This window comes from Cupriavidus sp. (assembly GCF_057315035.1).
This window is the reverse complement of record NZ_DBHKYV010000006.1, coordinates 126,746-152,292: the sequence shown is the minus strand read 5'-3', so window position 1 is coordinate 152,292 and position 25,547 is coordinate 126,746. Positions and strand designations below refer to the sequence as shown.

General features: G+C 63.3%; 26 protein-coding genes and 1 tRNA gene. 7 read left to right on the top strand and 20 right to left on the bottom strand.

The features are described from left to right. Positions 1–12: 12 nt before the first annotated feature. The 13 genes from nuoF to ACO550_RS11795 all read right to left on the bottom strand — a co-directional run bounded on the left by nuoF (position 13) and on the right by ACO550_RS11795 (position 12,054). The gene (gene nuoF / locus ACO550_RS11855) at positions 13–1,308 is read right to left on the bottom strand and encodes an NADH-quinone oxidoreductase subunit NuoF (RefSeq protein ID WP_315592154.1); all 1,296 of its coding nucleotides are present in this window, start codon (positions 1,306–1,308) and stop codon (positions 13–15) included. Position 1,309: 1 nt separating this feature from the next. Further along, positions 1,310–1,810, bottom strand: coding sequence for an NADH-quinone oxidoreductase subunit NuoE (gene nuoE, locus ACO550_RS11850; protein ID WP_066739034.1), 501 nt, complete (start codon positions 1,808–1,810; stop codon positions 1,310–1,312). A gap of 218 nt (positions 1,811–2,028) precedes the next feature. Continuing rightward, the gene (locus tag ACO550_RS11845; protein WP_315592155.1) at positions 2,029–3,282 is read right to left on the bottom strand and encodes an NADH-quinone oxidoreductase subunit D; all 1,254 of its coding nucleotides are present in this window, start codon (positions 3,280–3,282) and stop codon (positions 2,029–2,031) included. A gap of 10 nt (positions 3,283–3,292) precedes the next feature. Continuing rightward, entirely contained in the window at positions 3,293–3,892 is a 600-nt protein-coding gene (locus ACO550_RS11840) for an NADH-quinone oxidoreductase subunit C (protein ID WP_315592156.1), read from the bottom strand. A 1-nt stretch (position 3,893) separates the two neighbouring features. Next, positions 3,894–4,376, bottom strand: a complete 483-nt coding sequence (locus ACO550_RS11835) for a NuoB/complex I 20 kDa subunit family protein (protein WP_008643342.1) — start codon at positions 4,374–4,376, stop codon at positions 3,894–3,896. Positions 4,377–4,382: 6 nt separating this feature from the next. Then, a complete protein-coding gene (locus tag ACO550_RS11830; protein ID WP_315592295.1) occupies positions 4,383–4,742 on the bottom strand; it encodes an NADH-quinone oxidoreductase subunit A in 360 nt (119 codons plus the stop codon). Positions 4,743–4,917: 175 nt separating this feature from the next. Beyond that, positions 4,918–5,002, bottom strand: a tRNA-Leu gene (locus ACO550_RS11825). A 209-nt stretch (positions 5,003–5,211) separates the two neighbouring features. Then, a complete protein-coding gene (secG, locus tag ACO550_RS11820) occupies positions 5,212–5,571 on the bottom strand; it encodes a preprotein translocase subunit SecG (protein WP_315592157.1) in 360 nt (119 codons plus the stop codon). Between the two features lie 50 nt (positions 5,572–5,621). After that, positions 5,622–6,359, bottom strand: coding sequence for a triose-phosphate isomerase (gene tpiA, locus ACO550_RS11815; protein ID WP_315592158.1), 738 nt, complete (start codon positions 6,357–6,359; stop codon positions 5,622–5,624). A gap of 168 nt (positions 6,360–6,527) precedes the next feature. After that, entirely contained in the window at positions 6,528–7,532 is a 1,005-nt protein-coding gene (locus ACO550_RS11810; protein WP_315592159.1) for a zinc-binding dehydrogenase, read from the bottom strand. A 156-nt stretch (positions 7,533–7,688) separates the two neighbouring features. Next, positions 7,689–9,857: a polyribonucleotide nucleotidyltransferase gene (gene pnp / locus ACO550_RS11805; protein ID WP_315592160.1), complete on the bottom strand. Its 2,169-nt coding sequence runs from the start codon at positions 9,855–9,857 to the stop codon at positions 7,689–7,691. A gap of 470 nt (positions 9,858–10,327) precedes the next feature. Continuing rightward, positions 10,328–10,591 (bottom strand): 30S ribosomal protein S15, encoded by a 264-nt coding sequence (rpsO, locus tag ACO550_RS11800; RefSeq protein ID WP_315592161.1) that lies wholly within the window; start codon positions 10,589–10,591, stop codon positions 10,328–10,330. Between the two features lie 167 nt (positions 10,592–10,758). After that, on the bottom strand, positions 10,759–12,054 hold the full coding sequence (locus ACO550_RS11795; protein ID WP_315592162.1) for an ABC transporter substrate-binding protein: 1,296 nt from the start codon (positions 12,052–12,054) through the stop codon (positions 10,759–10,761). 174 nt (positions 12,055–12,228) lie between these two features. On the opposite strand from ACO550_RS11795, the gene ACO550_RS11790 reads away from it, so the two are divergent. Next, a complete protein-coding gene (locus ACO550_RS11790) occupies positions 12,229–12,735 on the top strand; it encodes a hypothetical protein (protein ID WP_315592296.1) in 507 nt (168 codons plus the stop codon). A gap of 124 nt (positions 12,736–12,859) precedes the next feature. Here the strand turns inward: ACO550_RS11790 and ACO550_RS11785 are convergent, their stop codons facing one another. The 7 genes from ACO550_RS11785 to ACO550_RS11755 all read right to left on the bottom strand — a co-directional run bounded on the left by ACO550_RS11785 (position 12,860) and on the right by ACO550_RS11755 (position 20,589). Next, positions 12,860–14,401, bottom strand: a complete 1,542-nt coding sequence (locus ACO550_RS11785; protein ID WP_315592163.1) for a 2-isopropylmalate synthase — start codon at positions 14,399–14,401, stop codon at positions 12,860–12,862. A gap of 326 nt (positions 14,402–14,727) precedes the next feature. Beyond that, positions 14,728–15,231 carry a peptidoglycan-binding protein LysM gene (gene lysM, locus ACO550_RS11780; protein WP_315592164.1) on the bottom strand — a complete coding sequence of 168 codons (504 nt, stop codon included), beginning with the start codon at positions 15,229–15,231 and terminating at the stop codon, positions 14,728–14,730. Positions 15,232–15,314: 83 nt separating this feature from the next. Beyond that, the gene (gene pssA / locus ACO550_RS11775) at positions 15,315–16,229 is read right to left on the bottom strand and encodes a CDP-diacylglycerol--serine O-phosphatidyltransferase (RefSeq protein WP_315592165.1); all 915 of its coding nucleotides are present in this window, start codon (positions 16,227–16,229) and stop codon (positions 15,315–15,317) included. A 35-nt stretch (positions 16,230–16,264) separates the two neighbouring features. After that, the gene (locus ACO550_RS11770) at positions 16,265–16,918 is read right to left on the bottom strand and encodes a phosphatidylserine decarboxylase (protein WP_315592166.1); all 654 of its coding nucleotides are present in this window, start codon (positions 16,916–16,918) and stop codon (positions 16,265–16,267) included. A 263-nt stretch (positions 16,919–17,181) separates the two neighbouring features. Continuing rightward, positions 17,182–18,198, bottom strand: a complete 1,017-nt coding sequence (ilvC, locus tag ACO550_RS11765) for a ketol-acid reductoisomerase (RefSeq protein WP_315592167.1) — start codon at positions 18,196–18,198, stop codon at positions 17,182–17,184. Between the two features lie 136 nt (positions 18,199–18,334). Then, a complete protein-coding gene (gene ilvN / locus ACO550_RS11760) occupies positions 18,335–18,826 on the bottom strand; it encodes an acetolactate synthase small subunit (protein WP_008643328.1) in 492 nt (163 codons plus the stop codon). After that, on the bottom strand, positions 18,826–20,589 hold the full coding sequence (locus tag ACO550_RS11755) for an acetolactate synthase 3 catalytic subunit (protein ID WP_315592168.1): 1,764 nt from the start codon (positions 20,587–20,589) through the stop codon (positions 18,826–18,828). The genes ilvN and ACO550_RS11755 overlap by 1 nt, the downstream gene beginning before the upstream one ends. Positions 20,590–20,966: 377 nt before the next feature. On the opposite strand from ACO550_RS11755, the gene ACO550_RS11750 reads away from it, so the two are divergent. The 6 genes from ACO550_RS11750 to ACO550_RS11725 all read left to right on the top strand — a co-directional run bounded on the left by ACO550_RS11750 (position 20,967) and on the right by ACO550_RS11725 (position 25,498). Next, positions 20,967–21,533: an RNA polymerase sigma factor gene (locus tag ACO550_RS11750; protein WP_315592169.1), complete on the top strand. Its 567-nt coding sequence runs from the start codon at positions 20,967–20,969 to the stop codon at positions 21,531–21,533. Next, positions 21,530–21,970: a DUF3619 family protein gene (locus ACO550_RS11745; protein ID WP_315592170.1), complete on the top strand. Its 441-nt coding sequence runs from the start codon at positions 21,530–21,532 to the stop codon at positions 21,968–21,970. Before ACO550_RS11750 ends, ACO550_RS11745 begins: the two co-directional genes overlap by 4 nt. A 1-nt stretch (position 21,971) precedes the next feature. Next, positions 21,972–22,760, top strand: a complete 789-nt coding sequence (locus ACO550_RS11740; protein ID WP_315592171.1) for a DUF3106 domain-containing protein — start codon at positions 21,972–21,974, stop codon at positions 22,758–22,760. 95 nt (positions 22,761–22,855) lie between these two features. After that, positions 22,856–23,395 carry an RDD family protein gene (locus ACO550_RS11735; protein ID WP_315592172.1) on the top strand — a complete coding sequence of 180 codons (540 nt, stop codon included), beginning with the start codon at positions 22,856–22,858 and terminating at the stop codon, positions 23,393–23,395. Continuing rightward, a complete protein-coding gene (locus tag ACO550_RS11730) occupies positions 23,392–24,420 on the top strand; it encodes a lipase family alpha/beta hydrolase (protein ID WP_315592173.1) in 1,029 nt (342 codons plus the stop codon). The genes ACO550_RS11735 and ACO550_RS11730 overlap by 4 nt, the downstream gene beginning before the upstream one ends. A 97-nt stretch (positions 24,421–24,517) precedes the next feature. After that, positions 24,518–25,498 (top strand): metallophosphoesterase, encoded by a 981-nt coding sequence (locus ACO550_RS11725; RefSeq protein WP_315592297.1) that lies wholly within the window; start codon positions 24,518–24,520, stop codon positions 25,496–25,498. Positions 25,499–25,547: the final 49 nt, after the last annotated feature.

The window sequence follows — 25,547 nt, the reverse complement described above, 5'->3', positions numbered from 1 at the left end:
TTCTGCCACGCTTCAGGAATGGGCCGGGACCATGCACTGCTTGTGTTCGACGTGATATTCGAACTCTTTCCAGTAGTGCTTGAGCATGCCGCGTACCGGCATCGCCGCGGCATCGCCGAGCGCGCAAATCGTGCGACCCATGATGTTTTCCGCGACGTTATTGAGCAGGTCCAGGTCTTCCTGGCGGCCTTCTCCGTGTTCAATACGATTCACCATGCGATAGAGCCAGCCGGTGCCTTCACGGCACGGCGTGCACTGGCCGCACGATTCTTCAAAGTAGAAATACGACAGGCGCAGCAGCGACCGCACCATGCAACGCGTTTCGTCCATCACGATCACGGCGCCCGAGCCCAGCATCGAGCCGGCCTTGGCGATCGAGTCGTAGTCCATGGTCGTCGCCATCATCAGGTCGCCCGGCACCACCGGCGCGGACGAGCCGCCCGGGATCACCGCCTTGATCTGCTTGCCGCCGCGCATGCCGCCAGCCAGCTCGAGCAACGTCGAGAACGGCGTGCCCAGCGGGATTTCGTAGTTGCCCGGACGCTCGATGTCACCCGAGATCGAGAAGATCTTGGTGCCGCCGTTGTTCGGCTTGCCGATCTTCAGGTACTCCTCGGGGCCGATTTCCAGCAGGAACGGCACCGCGGCGAACGTCTCGGTGTTGTTGATCGTGGTCGGCTTGCCATACAGGCCGAAGCTGGCCGGGAACGGCGGCTTGAAGCGCGGCTGGCCTTTCTTGCCTTCCAGCGATTCGAGCAGCGCGGTTTCCTCGCCGCAGATGTATGCGCCATAGCCGTGGTGGGCATGCAGCTGGAAGCTGAAGCCCGAACCCAGGATGTTGTCACCCAGGAACCCGGCGGCACGCGCTTCCTCGAGGGCTTCCTCGAAGATCTTGTACTCGTTCCAGATCTCGCCGTGGATGTAGTTGTAGCCCACGGTGATGCCCATCGCATACGCGCCGATGGCCATGCCCTCGATCAGCGAATGCGGGTTGTAGCGGATGATGTCGCGATCCTTGAACGTACCCGGCTCGCCTTCGTCGGTATTGCAGACGAGGTATTTCTGGCCCGGGAACGTACGCGGCATGAAGCTCCACTTCAGGCCGGTCGGGAAGCCCGCACCGCCACGGCCACGCAGGCCCGACGCCTTGACGTCGGCAATCACCTGCTCGGGGGGTACCTTGCCTTCGAGGATGCGGCGCAGCTGCTTGTAGCCACCACGCTTGACGTAGTCCTCGAGGTGCCAGTTCTTGCCGTCCAGGCCGGCCAGGATCAGCGGCTTGATGTGACGGTCGTGCAGAGAGGTCATGTTACTTGTCCCCCTTGGCGGCGGCTTCGGCCTTGAGCTCGTCGACCAGGGCGTCGAGCTTCTGGTCGCTCATGAAGCTGCACATGCGGGTGTTGTTGACGATCATCACCGGTGCGTCGCCGCAAGCGCCCATGCACTCGCCTTCCTTCAGCGTGAAGCAGCCGTCAGCGGTGGTTTCGTTGTAGTCGATCCCGAGCTTGCGCTTCAGGTATTCGCCAGCCCGGTCGCCGCCCGACAGCGCGCACGGCAGGTTGGTGCAGACGGTCAGCTTGTACTTGCCGACCGGCTTGGTGTCATACATGTTGTAGAACGTGGCCACCTCTTCCACCCACACAGGCGGCATTTCCAGGTAGCTGGCGACGAACTGCATGACTTCGGGGGAAACCCAGCCCACCTCGCCCTGTGCCACGGCGAGTGCCGCCATCACGGCCGACTGCTTCTGGTCGGTCGGATACTTCGCGATCGCGCGATCGATTTCCTTGAGAGCTTCTGCTGATAGCATGGTCATTGCAGTAATACGGCGCAGCCGCGCATCTTGCGGGGCTTCGCTGGTTTGCAGCCGTCGCTGCCATGTTCTGCCGGCCCGGAGCGCCCTGCACTCCTTGCCAGTCCGTTGCAGGCATTGCCTGCCGCCACCGTTACCGCCGGGGCCGGCCGAACACGCCCGGATCGTCGTCCGGACAACGGCCTGTGACGGGTTACCTGTCTTGCCGGTATCCCTTAGCGGTCGATCTCGCCGAACACGATGTCCTGTGTACCGATGATCGTGACCGCATCCGCAATCATGTGTCCCCTGGCCATCTCGTCGAGCGCGGCCAGGTGGGCATAGCCCGGGGCACGAATCTTCAGGCGGTACGGCTTGTTCGCACCGTCGGAGATCGCGTAGATACCGAATTCGCCCTTCGGATGCTCCACCGCCGCATAAGCCTCGCCCGGCGGCACGTGCATGCCTTCGGTGAACAGCTTGAAGTGGTGGATCAGCTCTTCCATGTTCGACTTCATGTCGACGCGCGACGGCGGTGCCACCTTGTGGTTCTCGGTGATCACCGGGCCCGGGTTGCGACGCAGCCAGTCGATGCACTGCTTGATGATCCGGTTCGACTGGCGCATTTCTTCCACACGCACCAGGTAGCGCGAGTAGCAGTCGCCTGCCGTACCCACCGGGATGTCGAAGTCGAGCTGGTCGTACACCTCGTAGGGCTGCTTCTTGCGCAGGTCCCACTCGATGCCCGAGCCACGCAGCATCGGACCGGTGAAGCCCATCTGCAGTGCACGCTCGGGAGTCACCACGCCGATATCGACCAGACGTTGCTTCCAGATACGGTTATCGGTCAGCAGCGTCTCATATTCATCGACATACGTCGGGAATCGGTTCGTGAAGTCCTCGATGAAGTCCAGCAACGAGCCCGAACGGGCATCGTTCATGACCTTGATGGCCTTCTCGTTGTGGATCTTCGATGCACGATACTGCGGCATCGTGTCGGGCAGGTCGCGGTACACGCCGCCCGGTCGATAGTAGGCCGCGTGCATGCGCGCACCGGACACCGCCTCGTACATGTCGAACATGTCCTCGCGTTCACGGAACGCGTAGAGGAACACCGCCATCGCACCCACGTCCAGCGCGTGCGAGCCGATCCACATCAGGTGGTTCAGCAGACGGGTGATCTCGTCGAACATCACGCGGATGTACTGGGCGCGCACCGGCACCTCGAGGCCGAGCATGCGCTCGATGGCCATCACGTACGCGTGTTCGTTGACCATCATCGACACGTAGTCGAGGCGGTCCATGTAGGGAACGTTCTGGATCCAGGTTTTCTGCTCGGCCAGCTTTTCGGTGGCACGGTGCAGCAGGCCGATGTGGGGGTCGGCACGCTGGATGACTTCGCCGTCCAACTCAAGCACCAGGCGCAGCACGCCGTGGGCTGCAGGGTGTTGGGGACCGAAGTTTAGGGTGTAGTTCTTGATATCTGCCATGACGCCGTTCTCAGTGCTGCGTGCCGCCGTAGTTGTCCTCGCGAATCACGCGCGGCGTGATTTCGCGCGGCTCGATCGTCACCGGCTGGTAGATGACCCGTTTCTGCTCGGGGTCGTAACGCATTTCCACGTAGCCCGAAACCGGGAAGTCCTTGCGGAACGGATGACCGACGAAACCGTAGTCGGTCAGGATGCGGCGCAGGTCCGGATGGCCTTCGAACACGATGCCGTAGAAGTCGAACGCTTCGCGCTCGAACCAGTTCAGCGAGTTCCAGACATCGATCAGCGACGGCAGTACCGGCAGGTCGTCGTCCGGCGCGAATGCGCGCAGGCGCAGGCGCCAGTTGTGCGTGACCGACAGCAGGTGCGTCACCGCGGCAAAGCGCGGGCCGTCCCAGGCGCCTTCAGCGTAATCGGAGTAATCGACGCCGCAGAGATCCACTGCCTGTTCAAAGCGCAGCGACGGATCGTCGCGCAGCAGGCGCGCGACGTCGAGGTAGTCTTCAGCCTTGACGACCAGCGTCAGTTCGCCGAGGGCCTCGGTCAGGTTCTGCACGCGCTTGCCCAGAACTTTCTCGAGGGCGGCCTTGAGGGTATCGAGGTTCGCCATGTCAGCCCTTGCGCGCAATGGTGTTGGTACGCTTGATCTTGTTCTGCAGCTGGATCACGCCGTAGATCAGCGCTTCCGCGGTCGGCGGGCAGCCCGGAACATAGATGTCGACCGGCACGATGCGGTCACAGCCACGCACCACCGAATACGAGTAGTGATAGTAGCCACCGCCATTGGCGCACGAGCCCATCGAGATGACCCAGCGCGGTTCCGCCATCTGGTCGTAGACCTTGCGCAGCGCGGGGGCCATCTTGTTGCACAGCGTACCGGCCACGATCATCACGTCGGATTGACGCGGCGACGGGCGGAAAATCACGCCGAAACGGTCCATGTCGTAGCGTGCGGCGCCGGCGTGCATCATTTCCACTGCACAGCAGGCCAGACCGAACGTCATGGGCCACAGGGAACCCGTACGGGTCCAGTTGATCAGCTTGTCAGCCGTAGTCGTGACAAAGCCTTCGTTGAGAACGCCTTCGATTGCCATTTCACATCACTCCCAATCGAGCGCGCCCTTTTTCCAGATGTAGACGAAGCCCACGATGAATTCCAGCAGAAACACGCCCATGGCGATGAATCCCGGCCAACCGATGTCCTTGAGGGCAACGCCCCACGGAAACAGGAAGGCAGTTTCGAGATCGAACAGGATAAAGAGGATGGCGATGAGGTAATAGCGCACGTCGAACTTCATGCGCGCATCCTCGAACGCTTCGAAGCCGCACTCGTACGGCGACAGCTTCGCTGCGTCAGGCTTGTAGGGACCGAGAATCCGACCAATGGCCATCAGCGCTACACCGAGCACGATGCCAAAGAGGATAAAGATGAGGACGGGGAAGTAGGCTTCGAGTGTCAAGGTACGGCCAGCCTTATCTGGAATGTTGTCAACAGCACCAGCAGCTAGCGGCGTCCTGTTGCCCACCCCAGGCGCCATCCCGTCTTAGCTACGGCGCCGCCTTGCGGACTGCCGGAGAGTCATGTTTGCACCCGTGCATGACACGGGTGCGACACAGACTTCCGATCAAGTTTTTTGGTGCCGACGGCGAGACTCGAACTCGCACAGCTTTCGCCACTACCCCCTCAAGATAGCGTGTCTACCAATTTCACCACGTCGGCTGGGGGAGAAACAATATTGCCTTGCGCCGGGTTTTTACACCCTGCGAAGCCTGGCTAAAGGAGTATTTCCTTTGACTTCTGCTTCGCCGCTGGGGAATCGTTTCAAGCCTTGCATTCTAACTCATGATTCCTGATTTGTTCAATGCACAACTGCAAATAAAATCAGGAATCGACGAACACACTGTTCGATTATTGCGCGGAGTCCGACCTTACTTCGGCACAGCCGGACCAGCGGGCGCGGATGCTGCGGCCGCAGGCGCGGATGCGGCAGCCGCAGATGCACCCTGCGGTTGTTGCGCGGCACCCATGACACCCAGCGAGGCCTGGGGCTTGTAGTTGCCCAGCAACGTCAGACCCAGCGTGCAGGCGAAAAACAGTGCTGCCAGCACGGCCGTGGTACGCGACAGGAAGTTTGCCGAGCCCGATGCACCGAACAGGCTGCCCGATGCGCCCGAACCGAACGCAGCGCCAACGTCCGCACCCTTGCCATGCTGCAGCAGGACGAGGCCGATCACGCCAAGCGCGGACAGAACCTGCACGATGACCAACAAAGTCTTGAAGATTGCCATTTGTTTAAATTCGTTTCGTACTTGCCTGATCAGACAGTCGCATCCGGCATTCAGGCGTTGCCGATCGCGAGGAAATCATCCGCCTTCAGCGAGGCGCCACCAATCAGGCCCCCGTCGATATCGGACATGGAAAACAGTTCGGCTGCATTGTCAGGCTTGACGCTGCCGCCGTACAGGATGGCCATGCGCTGTGCCACACCGGCATCCTTCGCCGCCACCTGCGCACGCAGCGCAGCGTGCACGGCCTGGGCCTGCTCGCTGGTCGCGGTCTTGCCGGTACCGATGGCCCACACGGGCTCATAGGCCAGAACAATGCGCTCAAGCTGCTCGATAGACAAAGCATCGAGAACAGCCTGCAGCTGACGACCCACCACGGCCTCGGTCTGGCCTGCCTCGCGTTCGGCCAGCGTCTCGCCAACGCACACCACCGGAACGATACCCGCTTCCAGTGCGCGCAACGCCTTGGTCGCTACCGTTGCATCGGTCTCGGCATGATAGGTGCGGCGCTCGGAGTGGCCCACCAGCGCATAGGCGCAAGCAAACTCGGCCAGCATCGGGGCAGCAACCTCACCCGTGAAGGCACCCTTGACCTCGGCCGAGACATCCTGGGCACCCCAGGACACCTGCGATCCGGTGAGCAGCGACTGGCACTGGGCAAGATAGGGAAACGGTGCGCAGACGGCCAGCTTTGCCTTGGCCGGCGCCGCCTTGATACCGTCGAGCAGGGCCGCATTGGCGGCCAGGCTGCCATGCATCTTCCAGTTGCCGATGACCAGCTTTTGTCTCACAAGGGTCCCCTCTTTGAATCAAACCGGCTATTGTAGCGTGGTCATGGGGGTGCCGCCAGCATGGGGCGGACAATTGCGGACGGCCAGTGGCCATCGGCCCACAATCGACCCACAATCGCGCCAGTCAAGGCACGATTGTGCGGATCCGATGGCGCCAGACCCGTCGAATTACCAGGTCAGCACGATCTTGCCGATGTGCTCGCTCGATTCCATCAGCCGGTGTGCGTCCGCTGCCTGCGCGGCCGGGAACACCTTGTGGATCACCGGCTTGATCTTGCCCGAGGCCAGCAGCGGCCAGACGTTCTGGTGCAGCGCCTGGGCAATGGCCCCCTTGAACGATGCCGGACGCGGACGCAGCGTCGAGCCCGTGATCGTGATACGGCGACGCAGGATATCGCCAAGCGGGATTTCCGCCTTGCCGCCGCCGAGCAACGCGATGATCACGATGCGACCGTCATCGGCGATGCACGACAGTTCGCGCGCCAGGTACGAGCCGGCCACCATGTCGAGGATCACGTCGACGCCCTTGCCTTCGGTCAAGGCCTTTACCTCGGCCACGAAGTCCTGCGTCTTGTAGTTGATCGCGCGATCAGCACCGAGGTCTTCGCACGCCTTGCACTTGTCGTCGCTGCCAGCGGTGACAAAGACCTTGAAGCCCATCGCCTTGGCGATCTGGATCGCCGTGGTCCCGATGCCGCTCGACCCACCCTGGATCAGCAGCGTCTCCGCGGCACCGCGCGGGCCACGGCCAAGCTGGCCACGATCAAACACATTGCTCCAGACCGTGAAGAACGTTTCCGGCAACGCAGCCGCCTCGATATCGCTGAGGCCTTCCGGCACCGGCAGGCACTGCTCGACCGGCGCGGTGCACAGCTCCGCGTAGCCACCGCCCTGCACCAGCGCGCAAACCCGATCGCCCACCTTCAGGCCAAAGCGGTTCGCCGCATTCGACAGATCGCCACCCACCACCACGCCGGCAACTTCAAGGCCTGGCAGATCCGATGCACCGGGCGGCACCGGATAGTTGCCGGTACGCTGGAACACGTCGGGACGATTGATACCGGCGGCAGCCACGCGAATCAGGATTTCACCGGCCTTCGGCTCCGGATCGGGGCGCTGTGTTTCCTGCAGGACTTCGGGGGCGCCGTACTCGCGGATCTCGATGGCTTTCATGATGACTCCTCATTAATGTCGTGGGTCGCACCACGCGCGCGAGCTTGCACGCGCGTGCCGCAGGTTGAAGACTGACCGGCAGTGTAAACAAAAAAGCGGCTGGACATCGCCAGCCGCTTTCATGGGGTACTGCTACTGCCTGCTTGCCGCTTCAGCTTACTGCTGTTGCTCCGGCGAGGTCGGAGCAGCCGGTGCATCGCCTTGCGGGGCGATCGGGCTGATGCTGCCACCCTCTTCAGCCAGCGCAGCCTTCAGCGACAGGCGCAGACGACCCTTCTCGTCGGCCTGGATCAGCTTCACGCGCACGTGTTGGCCTTCCTTCAGCCAGTCCTTGATGTCCTTCACGCGCTCGTTGACGATCTCCGAGATATGCAGCAGACCGTCCTTGCCCGGCAGGATGTTCACGATGGCGCCGAAGTCCAGCAGCTTCAGCACGGTGCCGGGGTAGATCTTGCCCACTTCGGCTTCCGCGGTGATTCCCTCGATGCGGCGCTTGGCTTCGGCCATGCCTTCGTTCGAGGTCGACGCGATCGTGATCGTGCCGTCTTCCTGGATGTCGATGGTCGTGCCCGTTTCCTTGGTCAGCGCCTGGATGGTCGAGCCGCCCTTGCCGATCACTTCGCGGATCTTGTCCGGATGGATCTTCATGGTGATCATGCGCGGAGCATGGGCCGACAGCTCGGTGCGTGCATGGCCCATGGCTTCCTGCATCTTGCCCAGGATATGGATGCGGCCTTCGCGTGCCTGTGCCAGCGCAACCTGCATGATTTCCTTGGTGATGCCCTGCACCTTGATGTCCATCTGCAGCGCGGTAATACCGGTATCGGTACCCGCCACCTTGAAGTCCATGTCGCCGAGGTGATCTTCGTCGCCGAGGATGTCGGTCAGCACGGCAAACTTGTTGCCTTCGAGGATCAGGCCCATGGCCACGCCAGCCACGTGCGCCTTGACCGGAACGCCGGCGTCCATCAGTGCCAGGCAGCCGCCGCACACCGAAGCCATCGACGACGAACCGTTCGACTCGGTGATTTCCGAGACCAGGCGGATCGTGTAGGCGAATTCGTCTTCCTTCGGCAGCACCGGGATCAGTGCGCGCTTGGCCAGGCGGCCGTGACCGATTTCACGACGCTTCGGGCTACCCACGCGACCGGTTTCGCCGGTGGCGAACGGAGGCATGTTGTAGTGGAGCATGAAGCGGTCGCGGTATTCACCGGCCAGTGCGTCGATGATCTGCTCGTCGCTCTTGGTGCCCAGCGTGGCCACTGCCAGTGCCTGGGTTTCACCACGCGTGAACAGCGACGAACCGTGGGCGCGCGGCAGCACCGACGAACGGATCTCGATCGGGCGCACGGTGCGCGTGTCGCGGCCGTCGATACGCGGCTCGCCGGCCAGGATCTGGCCACGCACGATCTTCGCTTCCAGATCGAACAGCACGTTGCCAACTTCAACCTTGTCGGCTTCCACGCCGGCTTCGGCCAGCTTGGCCAGCACGGTTGCGTTGACTTCCTTGAGCTTGGCGCTGCGGGCCGACTTCTGGCGCAGCTGGTAGGCTTCCTGCAGCAGCGACAGGCCGATCTCGCTGACCTTGGCGATCAGCGCTTCGTTCTTGGCCGCGGGTGCCCAGTCCCATTCCGGCTTGCCACCTTCACGGACCAGTTCGTGGATCGCGTTGACGGCGATCTGCATCTGCTCGTGGCCATACACCACGGCGCCCAGCATCACGTCTTCCGACAGCTGGTTGGCTTCCGATTCCACCATCAGCACGGCACGCTCGGTACCGGCCACGATCAGGTCCAGCTCCGACGTGGCGATCTGCGCGCGGGTCGGGTTCAGCAGGTACTGACCATCCTTGTAGCCAACGCGGGCGGCGCCCACCGGGCCATTGAACGGAATGCCCGACACGGCCAGCGCGGCGGACGAAGCGATCAGGGCCGGGATGTCGGCCGGCACTTCCGGGTTGATCGACAGTACGTGGATCACCACCTGCACTTCGTTGTAGAAGCCTTCCGGGAACAGCGGACGCAGCGGACGGTCGATCAGGCGCGAGGTCAGCGTCTCGCTTTCCGACGGACGGCCTTCACGCCGGAAGAAACCACCAGGGATCTTGCCCGCGGCGTAGGTCTTTTCGATGTAGTCGACAGTCAGCGGGAAGAAGTCCTGGCCCGGCTTCGGGCTCTTGGCTGCCACCACGGTGGCCAGCACCACGGTGTCTTCCACATCGACGATCACGGCGCCAGACGCCTGGCGGGCGATCTCACCGGTTTCCATGCGGACCGTATGCTGGCCCCACTGGAATTCCTTGACGATCTTGTTGAACATGGTCATGAGCGTTCCTTGAATAACTTGCCTTGCCTGCCGTCAATACGGTACGGCTGGCGACGCCTGCGCTCGCAGCGGCAGGCGAACTGCCGGATTGTTCCCGGTCCGCAGTCTCAGGGAAGTGCTATGCCATTCCATCGCGCCACCGTCAGTGACGGTCAGTGGCGATGGCGCGATGGAATGACACAAAACCCCGTTTCCTTGGCCGGCTCCGGTGCAATTCTGCGATAAAGAGCGAGGTAACTTACTCCGTCGCACCCGTTGATGCAACGGCAGACGCAACGGTGCCAGGCATTGTCGCCCAGCCAATACGTGAAACAAACATCACTTCACCACCAACCCGGCGCCGTAACCGCCGTAACGCCGGGCCAGAAAAGCAAAATGCCTGCCCCAGCAGTGCTGGCGCAGGCATTGCGGCCTCACGTGAAATCGTGCGCGAACAACTCTTGCAGGATCCGTGCTGCCATCCGCAGACCTTACTTGCGCAGGCCCAGGGCTTCGATCAGGGCGCGGTAACGGTCGGCGTCGTTGGACTTGAGGTAGTCCAGCAGGCGACGACGACGGCTCACCATGCGCAGCAGACCGCGGCGGCTGTGGTGATCCTTCATGTTGGCCTTGAAGTGGGGGGTCAGTTCGTTGATGCGCGTGGTCAGCAGGGCGACCTGGACTTCGGGGCTACCCGTGTCGTTGGCGGCGCGGGCGAACTTCTGGATGACTTCGGACTTGTTGGCGATTGCCATGATGATTCCCTTTCACTTGCGAACGCCGTAGCGCGGGATGCGCCACCTGCGTCGTGCCTGAATTGACTTGAGGCATCCGCCGCCGGCAGCCAGGTGGCTTGCAGACGACAGCCGCGCATTATAGCCGAATTCCGCCCGGCTGCGAATCGCGCCGTTGCCGTGCGCGCCTAATTGCGCGCGGGGCGCTCCATGCGGCACGTGGTCGGCAAGGTGGTCTGGGCCGCCTTGAGCTTCTTCACGGTGCGGAATCCATAGCCGGACCCCTCGTTGTCGAAGCGCACCTCGCCGCCCTGCCTTGCCATGACCGATACATAAAGCGGTTGCAGCACCTGATGGTCATCGGCCCGCACCGTTGCCTCATGGAAGCCGTTCGTGAAACGCATGTTCTCGAGCGCATAGGCCACCGCCACGGCATCGGTGGAGCCGGCCTGCTCGATGGCTCGCGCAAGCATTTCCACCATCATCTGCATGCGCAGGTGCACGTAGTCGTCGCGCGGATCGGGATAGCGCTTGCCAAACGACTGGTAGAACGCATCAGACGCCGCGCCACCCACGTTCGGGTGCCATTCGGCCACGGCCAGCACGCGGCCCACGCCAGCGTCGCCCATCGCCGCCGGCGCCCCCAGGCCATTGCCGTAGAACGTGTAGAAGCGCGCGTTGAGGCCGCCCTCGCGCGCGGCCTTGATCATCAGCGTCAGGTCGTTGCCCCAGTTGCCCGTGATCACCGCGTCGGCGCCGCTGGCCTTGATCTTGGCAATATACGGCGCGAAATCCTTGATCTTGCCGATCGGGTGGAATTCATCGCCCACGATCTGGATATCGGGCCGCTTGGCCGCCAGCATCTCGCGCGCGGAACGCGCAACCTGGTGACCAAAGCTGTAGTCCTGGTCGATCAGGTAGATCTTGCGCACCGCATGCTCACTGCGGATCGCCTCGGTCAGCGCCTGCATGCGCATGTCCGAACTGGCATCGAAACGAAAATGCCAGAAACTGCAATTTTCGTTGGTCAGCGCGGGATCGACAGCCGAGTAGTTCAGGAACAGCACGCGCGCATCGGGCTGGCGCTGGTTCTGGCGATTGACGGCCGCCACCAGCGCGCTGGCCACGGCCGAGCTATTGCCCTGCAGCACGAACGGAATACGCTTGTCGACGAGGCCGCGAAACTGGATCAGGCTTTCGTCGACATTGCCCTTGCTGTCGAACGTGACCAGTTCCAGCGGGTGGGCGCCATCGGGAAGCTTCACGCCACCGCGCGCGTTGATGCGCTCGATCGACAGGCGCAGATTGCGCGCCACGGCCTCGCCGGCGTTGGCAAACGCCCCGGACAAGCCGTCGATCATGCCCAGCCGGATCGGCGTGCCTGCCGCGGCCTGGGCCGGCCCCTGCGCCAGTGCCGCCACGCTTACGCAGCACAGTGCCGTTGCCAGCCACGCACGCAAACCGTGCACTCTGATGCCCGCCATCGTTTCTCCTGTCGCCTGTCGCAAAACCCGCGATGGTACACACAGAGCGCCCGGCCCCGCTACACTCACGGCAATTGCGTAAATCTGCTTCACAAGGCACCTGACATGACACACCCCACGCAACCCACGCAATCCACACGACCCACGCATGCGTCGCAGCCGCTGCGCCGCTGGATGGCCGCCGTGGTGCTGGCTAGCGCCACCCTGGCCGGCTGCGCCGCGCTGGGCCCCGCCCTGGCCCCGGTCAACACCGGCCTGAAGCTGGTCGGCCAGCCCCAGGCCGCCGTCGAGGCAACCTTTGGCAAGCCTACCGACGTCTACCGGCTCGACGACGGCACCACGCGCTGGTTCTACTCGAAGCAGCCGCTGGGCGAGTACTCCTACGCGGCCGACTTCGACCGTGACGGCAAGCTGACCAACTTCCGGCAGATGCTGACCACCACCGAACTCTACAAGGCGCAGATCAATGTCTGGACCAAGAAAGACGTGCTGGAGCACTTCGGCGCGCCGCGCGAGCCAGTGGAATACTACCCGCGACTGAAACTGGAAACATGGAGCTATCGCTTCCTGCACGAGGACATGTGGTACTCGATGTTCAACTTCATGTTTGACGATGCCGGCGTACTGCGCCGCTCGCTGGTCACACCCGATCCGCTGCGCGACCGGCCCGAGCGCAACTGACCCGGTAACGCGGCAACGACGCCGCAACGACAAACCGCCCGGCGCCACGCGATACGCGGCAGCCGGGCGGTCCATGATGGCCGGGGCCTTGTGAGCCCCGCCATCGCACTCGCAGGAATCGGGTTCAGATCTGCGGATTGATCTTCTGCACGGCCTTGTCGTGCAATTTGTTCAGCGCCGCCAGGTAGGCCTTGGCCGAAGCGGCGACGATGTCAGGGTCAGTGCCAACGCCATTGACGATGCGGCCAGCCTTGGTCAGCCGCACGGTCACTTCGCCCTGCGCCTGGGTGCCCGCGGTAATCGCGTTCACCGAATACAGCACCAGTTCGGCACCACTGTTCACGCGGCCTTCGATCGCGTGCAGCGTGGCATCGACCGGACCATTGCCTTCCGCCTCGCCAGTCTGCTCGGTGCCATCGACGTTGAAGACCACGCGTGCATGCGGGCGCTCGCCGGTTTCCGAACGCTGCGACAGCGATACGAAACGATAGTGTTCGTTGGCGTTTTCCTGCTCTTCGTCCGAGACAATCGCCATGATGTCTTCGTCGAAGATCTCGGCCTTCTGGTCGGCCAGTTCCTTGAAGCGCGTGAAGGCGGCATTGATCTCGGCCTCGCTCTCGAGTTCGATGCCGAGTTCCTGCAGGCGCTGCTTGAATGCGTTGCGGCCCGAGAGCTTGCCCAGCACGATCTTGTTGGCGGTCCAGCCCACATCTTCGGCACGCATGATTTCATACGTGTCGCGCGCCTTGAGCACGCCGTCCTGGTGGATGCCCGAGGCGTGTGCAAACGCATTGGCGCCCACCACGGCCTTGTTCGGCTGCACCACGAAGCCGGTCACCTGCGACACCAGCTTCGATGCCGGCACGATCTGCGTGGTGTCGATGCCGACATCCATGTTGAAGTAGTCACGGCGCGTCTTCACGGCCATCACGACTTCTTCCAGGCTGGTATTGCCGGCGCGCTCGCCCAGGCCATTGATCGTGCATTCGACCTGGCGCGCACCGCCGAGCTTCACCGCGGCCAGCGAATTGGCCACGGCCATGCCCAGGTCGTTATGGCAATGCACCGACCAGATTGCCTTGTCCGAATTCGGAATCCGCTCGCGCACCGAGCGGATCAGTTCCGCATAGCCTTCCGGCACGGCATAGCCAACGGTGTCGGGCAGGTTGATCGTGGTGGCGCCTTCGGCGATCACGCCTTCGAGCACGCGGCACAGGAAGTCCATGTCCGAACGGCTGCCGTCCTCGGGCGAGAACTCGATGTCGTCGGTGAACTGGCGTGCGAAACGCACGGCCAGGCGGGCCTGTTCATAGACCTGGTCCGGCGTCATGCGCAGCTTCTTTTCCATGTGCAACGCCGACGTGGCGATGAACGTGTGGATACGGAACGAGTTGGCGGGCTTCAGCGCTTCGGCGGCACGGGCAATGTCCTTGTCGTTGGCGCGGGCCAGCGAGCAGATCGTCGAGTCCTTCACCACCTGGGCGATCGAGCGGATGGCCTCGAAGTCGCCGTTGGAGCTGGCCGCGAAGCCGGCCTCGATCACATCGACCTTCAGGCGCTCGAGCTGACGCGCAATGCGGATCTTCTCTTCGCGGGTCATCGACGCGCCGGGCGATTGCTCGCCGTCACGCAACGTGGTGTCGAAAATGATGAGTTTGTCAGACATTTGTGGAGCTCCTGGGCTGTGCCTTATGTGCTGTGTACCGCGCTGTCCCGCCGCGGGGCATTCCGGTCAGAATGCAAAACGCCCCGGCGTGCATGGATGCAGGCCGGGGCGTTTAAAAATCCTGGTGATTTTCGCGCTAGGGTGTTTTGGCGTTCCCTCAGCGCGCGCGCGTCCCGACCTGATGGCCTAGTAGGCCACCTAGGGTGGTGCGAGCGATTAGGGTCTGGCGCGAAATCATGCGGCGACTATAGCCGGTTTGCAGCGCGCGTGCAACCGGCTTTTTCCCGCTCTCCTGCGGACGCTTACTTTGCCACTTACTTTCCCACTTACTTTGGCGGAATGCGCAGCTTCTGCCCCGGGTAGATCTTGTCCGGATGCGAGAGCATCGGCTTGTTGGCTTCGAAAATCTTGTTGTACTCCGCCCCGTTGCCATAGGCCGCCTGGGAAATCGCCCACAGCGTGTCGCCCTTCACCACGGTATGCCACTGCGATTCGCTGGTCTCGACATTGACCGACATCTTGTCCTCGACCGCATCGACGCCTTCGACATTGCCGCAGCACAGGATGATCTTCTCGCGCGTTGCCTGGTCCGGCGCCACGCCAAACACCGTGACCTTGCCCTGCGAACCGTCCACCGTAACGGTCAATCCGGTCGCGCTGAGTCCCATTTGCGCGATATACGCCTCGATCGCATCGCCTGCCGCACGATTGGCCGCCTCGGCCTTGTCGCTCGCCGATGGATCGGCAGCAGCCGCTTCCTGCGCAGCCTTGGCTTCGCCCTTGCCAAACAACTTTTCTCCCGCTTCCTTGATGAAGTCGAACATGCCCATGACATTCTCCTGAGGGTGGGTGGAACTGACTACGACACACCAAAAAACAAAGGGCGCCCGAGAGCGCCCTTCATCGATACCGGTCAGCGATCGCTGCCTGCACCATTGCCCGCACCGTTGCCGGAGCCGGCTGCACGGACCTTGCCTGCCCCGCCGGGTTGCCCGTGGATCGAGCGCCAGGCCCACAGCAGGTAACCCGAGATCGCGTAGGCCACGAACAGGCCGAACAGTGCCACGGGCGGATCGGACGACACCACCACGAACAGCACCAGCACCAGCACCATCATGCCGAATGGCACGCGATAGCGCACGTCGAGTGCCTTGCCACTGTAGAACGGCGCGTTCGACACCATCGACAGGCCGGCATAGAGCGTGATCGCAAACGCGACCCACGGCATCCACAATTCCTTCACCGGCAGCTTGTTGTCGATGGCCAACCAGACAAAGCCGGCCACCAGCGCCGCCGCCGCCGGGCTGGGCAGGCCCTGGAAGAATCGCTTGTCCACCACGCCGATATTGGCGTTGAAGCGCGCCAGGCGCAGCGCCGCGCAGGTGCAGTAGACAAACGCGGCGATCCAGCCCCACTTGCCCAGGTCATGCAGGATCCATTCGTACATCACCAGCGCCGGCGCCACGCCGAACGAGGTCATGTCCGACAGTGAATCGTACTGCTCGCCGAATGCGCTCTGCGTATTGGTGATGCGCGCCACGCGTCCATCCATGCCGTCGAGCACCATCGCGGCAAAGATCGCGATGGCCGCCACGTCGAAGCGCATGTTCATGGCCTGCACGATCGCGAAGAAACCCGCGAACAGTGCTGCCGTGGTGAATGCGTTGGGCAGCAGGTAGATCCCGCGGCGGCGCGGACGCACGTATTCGATATCGTGCTCGTCGGCGTCGTAGTCGGGGTCGTTGCGAAGCTGGTTATGACGGAACGGACGCAGGTGCGTCACGTTGCCGTTGCTGACCCGCTTGTTGCGTCGGTTGAAGGCACCCATGCCAGGTCTCCTGTCGCTGACTGATCCGCGGCGCGTTAGGCCTGGACGTCCAGTTCGGCCAGCACGGTCGACGAAGCCGAGACCTTTTCGCCAATCGTCACGCGCGGTCGGGCATCCACGGGCAGGTACACGTCGACACGCGAGCCGAAGCGGATAAAGCCGTAGCGCTGGCCGCGCGAGAGCGTATCGCCCACCTTGGTGTAGCACAGGATCCGGCGTGCCACCAGACCCGCCACCTGCACCAGCGTCACCAGCTGGCCGTCTGCGGCGCGGCGGATCACCACTGCATTGCGCTCGTTTTCGAGCGATGCCTTGTCCAGGTCGGCGTTGACGAACTTGCCTGGGAAATATTCGAGCTTCTCGACCTTGCCGTCGAGCGACGCACGGTTCGAGTGCACATTGAACACGTTCATGAACACGCTGATCTTCAATGCCTCGCGGCCGGCGAAGGGATCCTGCGTCTTCTCGACCACCACGATGCGGCCATCGGCCGGGGCCAGGATCGCATTCGGGGCCGACGGAATGGGCCGCGGCGGGTCACGGAAGAACTGCAGCACGAAAACCGTGATGATCCACAGCGGCAACGCCCACCAGAAACCCGCGCTGGCATGGACCAGCAGCGAGATGATGAAAGCGCCGGCCAGGAATGGCCAGCCTTCACGGGCGATCAGCGGATGAGGATAGTTCATGCAAGCGTTGTGATGGGTTCACGCAATTTCGACACTTTGCACGCTTTCCACCCATTGGGTAAGACATGCGGCGGTGTCGATGCGAAATATAAGAAAAAATCAGGCCAGCGCCTGAAAAAGTCCGACAAGGATAACAAAAAGCCGCCCAGTCTCCGCCAAATGTCTCCCTGGATGCAGGAGACCGGCGGCAGACTGGACGGCTGTGGCACTTTGCGAAGCGCCCTGCCGTTCCGGCCAGGCGCCCCGCTTGTTGCCCGTACTGCTTAGTTCTTCGATTGGTCGACCAGCTTGTTCTTGGCGATCCACGGCATCATCGCGCGCAGCTTCGCACCCACTTCCTCGATCTGGTGCTCGGCCGTCAGGCGACGGCGCGAGATCAGCGTCGGGGCGCCGGCCTTGTTTTCCAGCAGGAAGCTCTTGGCGTACTCGCCGGTCTGGATGTCGGTCAGGCACTGCTTCATGGCCTTCTTGGTCTCTTCGGTCACCACGCGCGGGCCGGTGACGTATTCACCATACTCGGCGTTGTTCGAGATCGAGTAGTTCATGTTGGCGATGCCGCCTTCATAGATCAGGTCGACGATCAGCTTCAGTTCGTGCAGGCACTCGAAGTACGCCATTTCCGGCGCGTAGCCGGCTTCCACCAGCGTCTCGAAGCCAGCCTTGATCAGCTCGACGGTACCGCCGCACAGCACGGCCTGTTCGCCGAACAGGTCGGTTTCGGTTTCTTCGCGGAAGTTCGTCTCGATGATACCGGCACGGCCGCCGCCGTTGGCGGTGGCGTACGACAGGGCGATGTCACGGGCAGCGCCGGACTTGTCCTGGTGCACGGCGATCAGGTGCGGCACGCCGCCACCTTGCGAGTACGTCGAGCGCACGGTGTGGCCCGGGGCCTTCGGCGCGATCATGATCACGTCCAGGTCGGCGCGCGGGATCACGGCACCGTAGTGCACGTTGAAGCCGTGGGCGAAGGCCAGTGCTGCGCCTTCCTTGATGTTGGCGTGCACTTCGTTCTTGTACACGTCGGCGATCTGCTCGTCCGGCAGCAGGATCATGACCACGTCGGCGCCCTTCACGGACTCGGCAACTTCCTTGACCTGCAGGCCGGCGTTGGCCGCCTTGTTCCACGACGCGCCACTCTTGCGCAGACCAACCGTCACGTTCACGCCCGAATCCTTCAGGTTCAGTGCGTGGGCGTGGCCTTGCGAGCCGTAGCCGATGATGGTGACATTCTTGCCCTTGATCAGGGAGAGGTCGGCGTCCTTGTCGTAAAACACTTTCATGATGGTTCCTTCAATTTCTCAAATCTTGTATTAGGGTGGCGGCGAGACACCTGATGCCTGTTCGGTCGATGGTGTCGCGCCGCTTCGGGATACTGCGTGTCGGCTTGTGGCCGTGCTCTGTTGCCGGTGGCGCCGGTCAGACCTTCAAAATGCGCTCGCCGCGGCCGATACCGGAGCCGCCCGTACGGACGGTTTCCAGGATCGCGGTGCGGTCGATGGCATCGAGGAACGCATCCAGCTTGCCGCCGTTGCCGGTCAGCTCGATGGTGTACGTCTTTTCGGTCACATCGATGATGCGGCCACGGAAGATGTCGGCGGTGCGCTTCATTTCCTCGCGCTCCTTGCCCACGGCACGCACTTTCACGAGCATCAGCTCGCGCTCGATATGCGCGCCTTCGGTCAGGTCCACCACCTTGACCACTTCCACCAGCCGGTTCAGGTGCTTCGTGATCTGCTCGATCACGTCGTCCGAACCGGTGGTGACGATGGTCATCCGCGACAGCGACGCATCTTCGGTAGGCGCTACCGTCAGCGTCTCGATGTTATATCCGCGAGCCGAGAACAGGCCCACCACGCGCGACAGCGCGCCGGGTTCGTTTTCCAGCAGGACCGAGATGATATGTCGCATTACAGGTCCTCCACGCCGAGCAGCATTTCGGAGATACCCTTGCCGGCCTGGACCATCGGCCACACGTTTTCGGTGGGGTCGGTCTGGAAGTCCAGGAACACGGTGCGGTCCTTCAGGCGGAACGCCTCGCGCAGCGCCGGTTCGACGTCGGACGTCTTCTCGATGCGCATGCCAACGTGGCCATAGGCCTCGGCCAGCTTCACGAAGTCCGGCAGTGCGGTCATGTAGGAATGCGAGTAGCGGTTGTCATACTCGATTTCCTGCCACTGGCGCACCATGCCCAGGTAGCCGTTGTTCAGCGAGCAGATCTTGACCGGGGTGTCGTACTGCAGGCAGGTCGACAGTTCCTGGATACACATCTGGATCGAGCCTTCGCCAGTGATGGTGACGACTTCCTTGTCCGGGAATGCCTTCTTGATGCCCATTGCGTACGGCAGGCCCACGCCCATCGTGCCCAGGCCACCGGAGTTGATCCAGCGGCGCGGCTCGTTGAACTTGTAGAACTGCGCGGCCCACATCTGGTGCTGGCCGACGTCGGAGCAGATGAACGCATCGCCCTTCGTCAGTTCCCAGATCTTTTCCACCACATATTGCGGCTTGATGATCTCGGAATCGCGGTCGTACTTGAGGCAGTCCACCGAACGCCATTGCTCGATCTGGTCCCACCACTTGGCCAATGCCTCGCGGCGCGGCTTGACGTCGCTGGCCTTGATCTGGGCGATCAGTTCCTGCAGCACGTCCTTGACGTTGCCGACGATGGGGATATCCACCTTGACGCGCTTCGAGATCGACGACGGGTCGATATCGATATGGACGATCTTGCGCGCCTGCGCGGTGAAGTGCGCCGGGTTGCCGATCACGCGGTCATCGAAACGCGCGCCGATGGCGATCAGCACGTCGCAGTTCTGCATGGCCATGTTGGCTTCATACGTGCCGTGCATGCCGAGCATGCCGACGAACTGCTTGTGCGTGCCCGGGAACGCGCCCAGGCCCATCAGCGTGTTGGTGACCGGATGACCAGTCAGTGCGGCCAGTTCGCGCAGCTCTTCGCTGGCGTTGGCCAGCACCACGCCGCCGCCCGAGTAGATGAACGGACGCTCCGCGGCCTGCAGCAGCGCCACGGCTTTGCGGATCTGACCCGAGTGACCCTTGTTCACCGGGCTGTACGACCGCATGTCGATCGTCTTCGGATACTCGAACTTGCAGGCGTTGCGCGACACGTCCTTCGGGATATCGACCACCACGGGGCCGGGACGGCCGGTGGCGGCGATGAAGAACGCCTTCTTGATCGTCGCGGCCAGGTCGCGCACGTCCTTCACGAGGAAGTTGTGCTTGACGATCGGACGCGTGATGCCGACGGTGTCGCATTCCTGGAATGCATCCTGGCCAATGGCGTGGGTCGGCACGTTGCCGGTGATCACGACCATCGGGATCGAATCCAGGTAGGCAGTGGCAATACCGGTCACGGCATTGGTCACGCCCGGGCCCGAAGTCACCAGGGCAACGCCCACCTTGCCGGTCGCGCGCGCATAGCCGTCAGCGGCATGCACGGCAGCCTGCTCGTGGCGCACCAGGATGTGTTCGAATTTCTTTTGCTTGTGGAGCTCGTCGTAGATATAGAGCACTGCGCCGCCGGGGTAGCCCCAGACGTACTCGACGCCTTCTTCGGCAAGTGCGTTGACGAGGATTTCCGCTCCGATCATTTCGCGAGCGGAGGATGAATTGCTATCTGCGTGGGAAAATTCCGCGCTGGGCATGTTCATTTCAGTCCTTTGCAATTTTCGGCAAAAAATTGTTTGGATGCTCTCTGCCGGGCTTGTGGCTCGGGTTCAAGCGGTGCGCGTCTGCATGAGAAGACCGCCTCATAAGCGGTCCGATGAGACAACCACTGATGTCGTGTGAACCGCCGATGATACTGCAATGCACCAGCGCGGTAAATGGGCTTTTTACAATGCCGCACCGTCAGGGGGCCCGGCGCGACACCGGCCGGTGCATGAGCAGGGCATCATGTCTGCACATGCATACAGCAGTGGCAGAAGCCACGTGTTTTTTGCTAGGATCGCAAACATTTCCGAGATGCCGCAGGACTTCCACGGCACATTCGGCCCGGCTACCCCGCCCAACCGCTGTTTCTGCCTGCATGGCCACCGATAAGGAACTCTCCGACTTTCTCGCCAGTGTCGAGCGCCGCGCCTTCAAGCAGGCCGTGTTCGCCGTGCGGGATGACGAAGCCGCGCTGGATATCGTGCAGGACGCCATGATCAAGCTGGCGGAAAAGTACGGTGACAAGAGTGCCGCCGAACTGCCGCCGCTGTTCCAGCGTATCCTGCAGAACACCATTCATGACTGGTTCCGGCGCCAGAAGGTGCGCAACACCTGGGTAACGCTGTTCTCGAACCTGCGCGACGAGCGTGACGGCGACGACAGCGACCTGCTGGAAACGCTGGAAGCCCAATCGGGCAGCCAATCGGCCGAAAGCAGCGCCGACAAGGTCGAGCGGGAACAGGTCATGAACATCATCGAGCAGGAAATCCAACGTCTGCCAACGCGTCAACGCGAGGCTTTCCTGATGCGTTACTGGGAGGATATGGACGTGGCCGAGACGGCAGCCGTGATGGGCTGTTCGGAAGGCAGCGTAAAGACGCACTGTTCCCGTGCAACGCACACGCTGGCGCAAGCCCTGAGCGCGCGGGGGGTCCGACTATGAGCAGAAACGAACGAGATATCCAGGAACGGCGCATTGCCCACGAGATCCGCTTGGCACTCGATGCCACGGCGGAGGCACTGCCGCGGGACATTGCCGAACGGCTGGCAGCCGCGCGGCGCATGGCGCTGGCCGCAAAGAAGGCCGAGGTCGCCCACGTGCCGCAGCTCGCGCTGCCTGGCGCGCCGCACGGCTACGCCTTCGATGACGAAGACGACACGCCGCTGCACCGCGCCGGTGCATGGATGCGCAAGCTCGCGCTGGTGTGGACGCTGGTGGCGCTGGGCGCCGGCCTGCTGGGTATCTATCACTGGCAGCAACAGCAGCGCCTCGAGGAACTCGCGGACGTTGACGCCGCGATGCTGCTCGACGACCTGCCGCCCACGGCCTACGCCGATCAGGGCTTCCACGTGTTCCTGAAGCGCGATCCCGATCAATAGGATGGCACGCGCAACCTCCCGCACCGACGCCTTCCGTCGCCGGCTCGCCACACTTTGCGCGGCCGGGCTGACCATCGCCGCACTTGGTGTCGACATCGTGATCTCCACGGCGCAAGCCCAGGGTCCGGCCGCCAGCCAGCCTGCCGCTCGCCCGGTCATCAACACGCATCCCACATGGACCGAGCTGTCGCCAACGCACCAGAAAGTGCTGGCACCGCTACAGCCGCTCTGGGACACCATTCCCGAACTGAACCGGCGCAAGTGGCAGCGCATTGCCGACCTCTACCCGAAACTCAAGCCCGAGGAACAGCAGCGGCTGCAGGAGCGGATGGCGGAATGGGTCGGCATGACGCCGCAGCAGCGCCGCCTGGCACGCGAGAACTACCAGATCACGCGGCAGCTTCCCGCAGAAAAGAAGGCTGACGCGTGGGACCGCTACCAGCAGTTGCCGGAAGAGCAGAAGAAGAAACTGGCGGCCGCGGAGAAAGTGCCACGCCATCCCGGTGCGGTCAGTGCGCTGCCGTCAAGCAAGCGCCCGCCGGCCGACACGAGCCGCCAGATTCATCACCCGGAAAAGAAGCCGGCCAGCGCGCCGGAAGCCGCACCGGCTTCGGCGCCGCAGGCCGTGGCAGGCAATGCCGCCGCATCCGCGCCGATTGCCCCGGCCCCGGCTTCCGCCTCGAACGCGCCAGCCGCCGCGGCACCTGCGGCCCCCTCCCCCACGCTCTCCCCGCCTGTCACCGGCGAAGCCGCCACCGACTTCAACCAGACCGACACGCCGCGCCAGTAACGCGCTGCCCCCTCCTGGTCCATACATCGATGCAGCAGGTGCGGTTTGGCATAATGGCCGCTTGATCCGCTCTGCCTTGCGTCCAGTCCCGCGCCATGCCTGCCGCCACGTCAGCCGCCTCGACCCAATCCTCCACTCCTGCCCTGCGTACCCCAACGCTGCGCCGCCGGCTGCTATGCATGCTGTATGAGGGCGTGCTGCTGTTCGGTGTGCTGATGGCCGCCAGCGCGCTCTATGTCGTGGCGCGCCCGTTGTTGCAGCCGATTGGCCTGGATCGCCCCTATGTGGACCAGGCGTGGATGTTCATCGTGCTGGGCGGCTATTTCGTGTGGTTCTGGCAGCGTAACGGCCAGACCCTGGCCATGCAGACCTGGCGGATCCGGCTGGAAACCGGCACGGGCGTGCCGCCGCGCTGGCCGCAGGCGTTGCTGCGCTATGTACTGGCGTGGCTGTGGCTGCCACCAGCGGCGGCGGTGGGACATGCGCTGGGGCTCACCAAGGGGCCGTTCATCGGTGTATTGGCCGCAGGACTGCTGATCTGGATCTCGCTGGCGTGGCTCGACCCGCGCCGGCAATTCCTTCACGACCGCCTGGCCGGCACGCGGCTGACGGACCTGCGCCCTCCGCGGCAATGAGCCTGACGGCCGCCGCGCTGCGCCGTGTCGCCGTGATGGTGCAGGCGGCAGCCGTGGCCGGCCTGGCAACTTACCTGGCAGTCGGTGCGGGCTGGCCGTGGCTGCCGGCACTGACGCTGGCCCTGCTTGCAGTGCTGATCGGGTTTGGTATCAGCGTGGCCATCGCATTTGGCGCCACGCTGTCAGGCTTTGGCATCCCGCCATCGGCACGCCCGCCCCTGCCGGCCGATGCGCCGCCACGCCGCCGGCTAAACCCGCTACGCGCGCTGGCCTGCTTCCTCTACGAATGCCAGTCTGTGTTCCGCATGTTCAACTGGCTGCAACCGTTCCGCTCGCGGCTCACCTTTGCGCAACCTGCCCATCCGCTGGCAGGCACGCCACACGTACTGCTGGTGCACGGCTATGGCTGCAACCATGCGATCTGGCTCGACCTGACTCCCGCGCTGGCGCGTGCGGGCTACTGCTGCGAAGCGATCGATCTTGAACCGGTACTTGGCGATATCGATACCTATGCGCCGCAGTTGCTGGCCCGCATGCATGCCATCACGGCACGCACCGGGCGTGCGCCGCTGCTGGTCTGCCACAGCATGGGCGGACTGGCCGCGCGCGCGGCGCAGGTGCTGGCAACGCAAGCCGACCGGACAGACCGCGCACCGCCCTGCGCGGGCATCGTGACGCTGGGCACGCCACACCACGGCTGCGCGCTCGCGCGTTTTGGCCAGGGGCGCAATGCATGGCAGATGCGCTGGAACAGCCCCTGGCTGGCTGCGCTGGCCAACGCGGAAACACCGTCGATGCGCTCCCGCCTGGTCTCGGTATTCAGCTGGCACGACTCCATTGCCGGGCCGCCCGGCACCTCGTGGCTGGACGGCGCCCATCACCTCGCGCTCGAAGGTATCGGCCACGTTTCATTGCTGCGCCACCGCCACGCCATCGATGCCACGCTTGCCGCGCTGGCCATGTTGGCCACGCAAGCCCCTGCGTCGCCGCAACCCGTGCCGCACCAGTTGCGCCTGCCGAACTAGCCACGTGGCGGCAAGCTTCATGTGACATTCATGTTTCCGTCATGGCTTCGTCATGCGGCACTGGCTCAATCCAGCCATCGCCGATACCGGGGCCGCCATGGTTCAAGCCATCCGAAGTTTGTCGAAAGTCGCGCAGCGCCTGCGCGGCAAGCCTGACCCGACACTCTCAATGCCAGCCGCTTTCGCGGCCTTCATGCCGCCCGCCGATCTGTCTGCCGCCCATCCCACGCCGCTGCGCGAATCCGATGACACCGGCAGCCGTCCCGCCTCCCCCGCTGAACCACCCGTGCATCGCTATCGCGCCATCTGGCTGTCCGATATCCATCTGGGCACGCCGGGCTGCCAGGCCAACTACCTGCTCGACTTCCTCAAGCACAACGAATCGGACGTGCTGTATCTGGTTGGCGACATCATCGATGGCTGGCAACTGCGCCGCGGCTGGTACTGGCCGCAGAGCCACAACGACGTGGTGCAGAAACTGCTGCGCAAGGCGCGCAAGGGCACCGAAGTGGTCTATGTGCCGGGCAATCACGACGAAGCGGCGCGCCAGTTCGACGGCATGGCATTCGGCGACATCACCGTGCGCGAGGACGCCATCCACGTGACCGCCACCGGCAAGCGACTGTGGGTGGTGCATGGCGACCTGTTCGATGGCGTGGTGCAACACGCCAAATGGCTCGCATATCTTGGCGACTCGCTCTACACGATGATCCTGGCCGTGAACCGCCACTTCAATCGCGTGCGCGCCAGGCTCGGCTTCGACTACTGGTCGCTGTCGCAATACCTGAAGCACCAGGTCAAGAACGCGGTCAGCTATATCAACTCGTTCGAGCACGCCATGGTGGATGAAGCACGCCGCCGTGGCTGCGACGGTGTGGTCTGCGGCCACATCCACAAGGCCGAGATCCGCGAGGTGGACGGCCAGCTGTACTGCAACGACGGCGACTGGGTAGAGAGCCTGTCGGCGCTCGTGGAAACCATGGAAGGCGAGCTCCGGATCGTCTACTGGACCACCCTGCTGGACCCGCCCGAACCGGTCTCACGCCGGCGCCGCCGCACTGCCGAAGCCACGGCCTGAGACCGGCCGTTCTTCGCATTCCGCATGCACGCGCCGGCGGCACCGATGC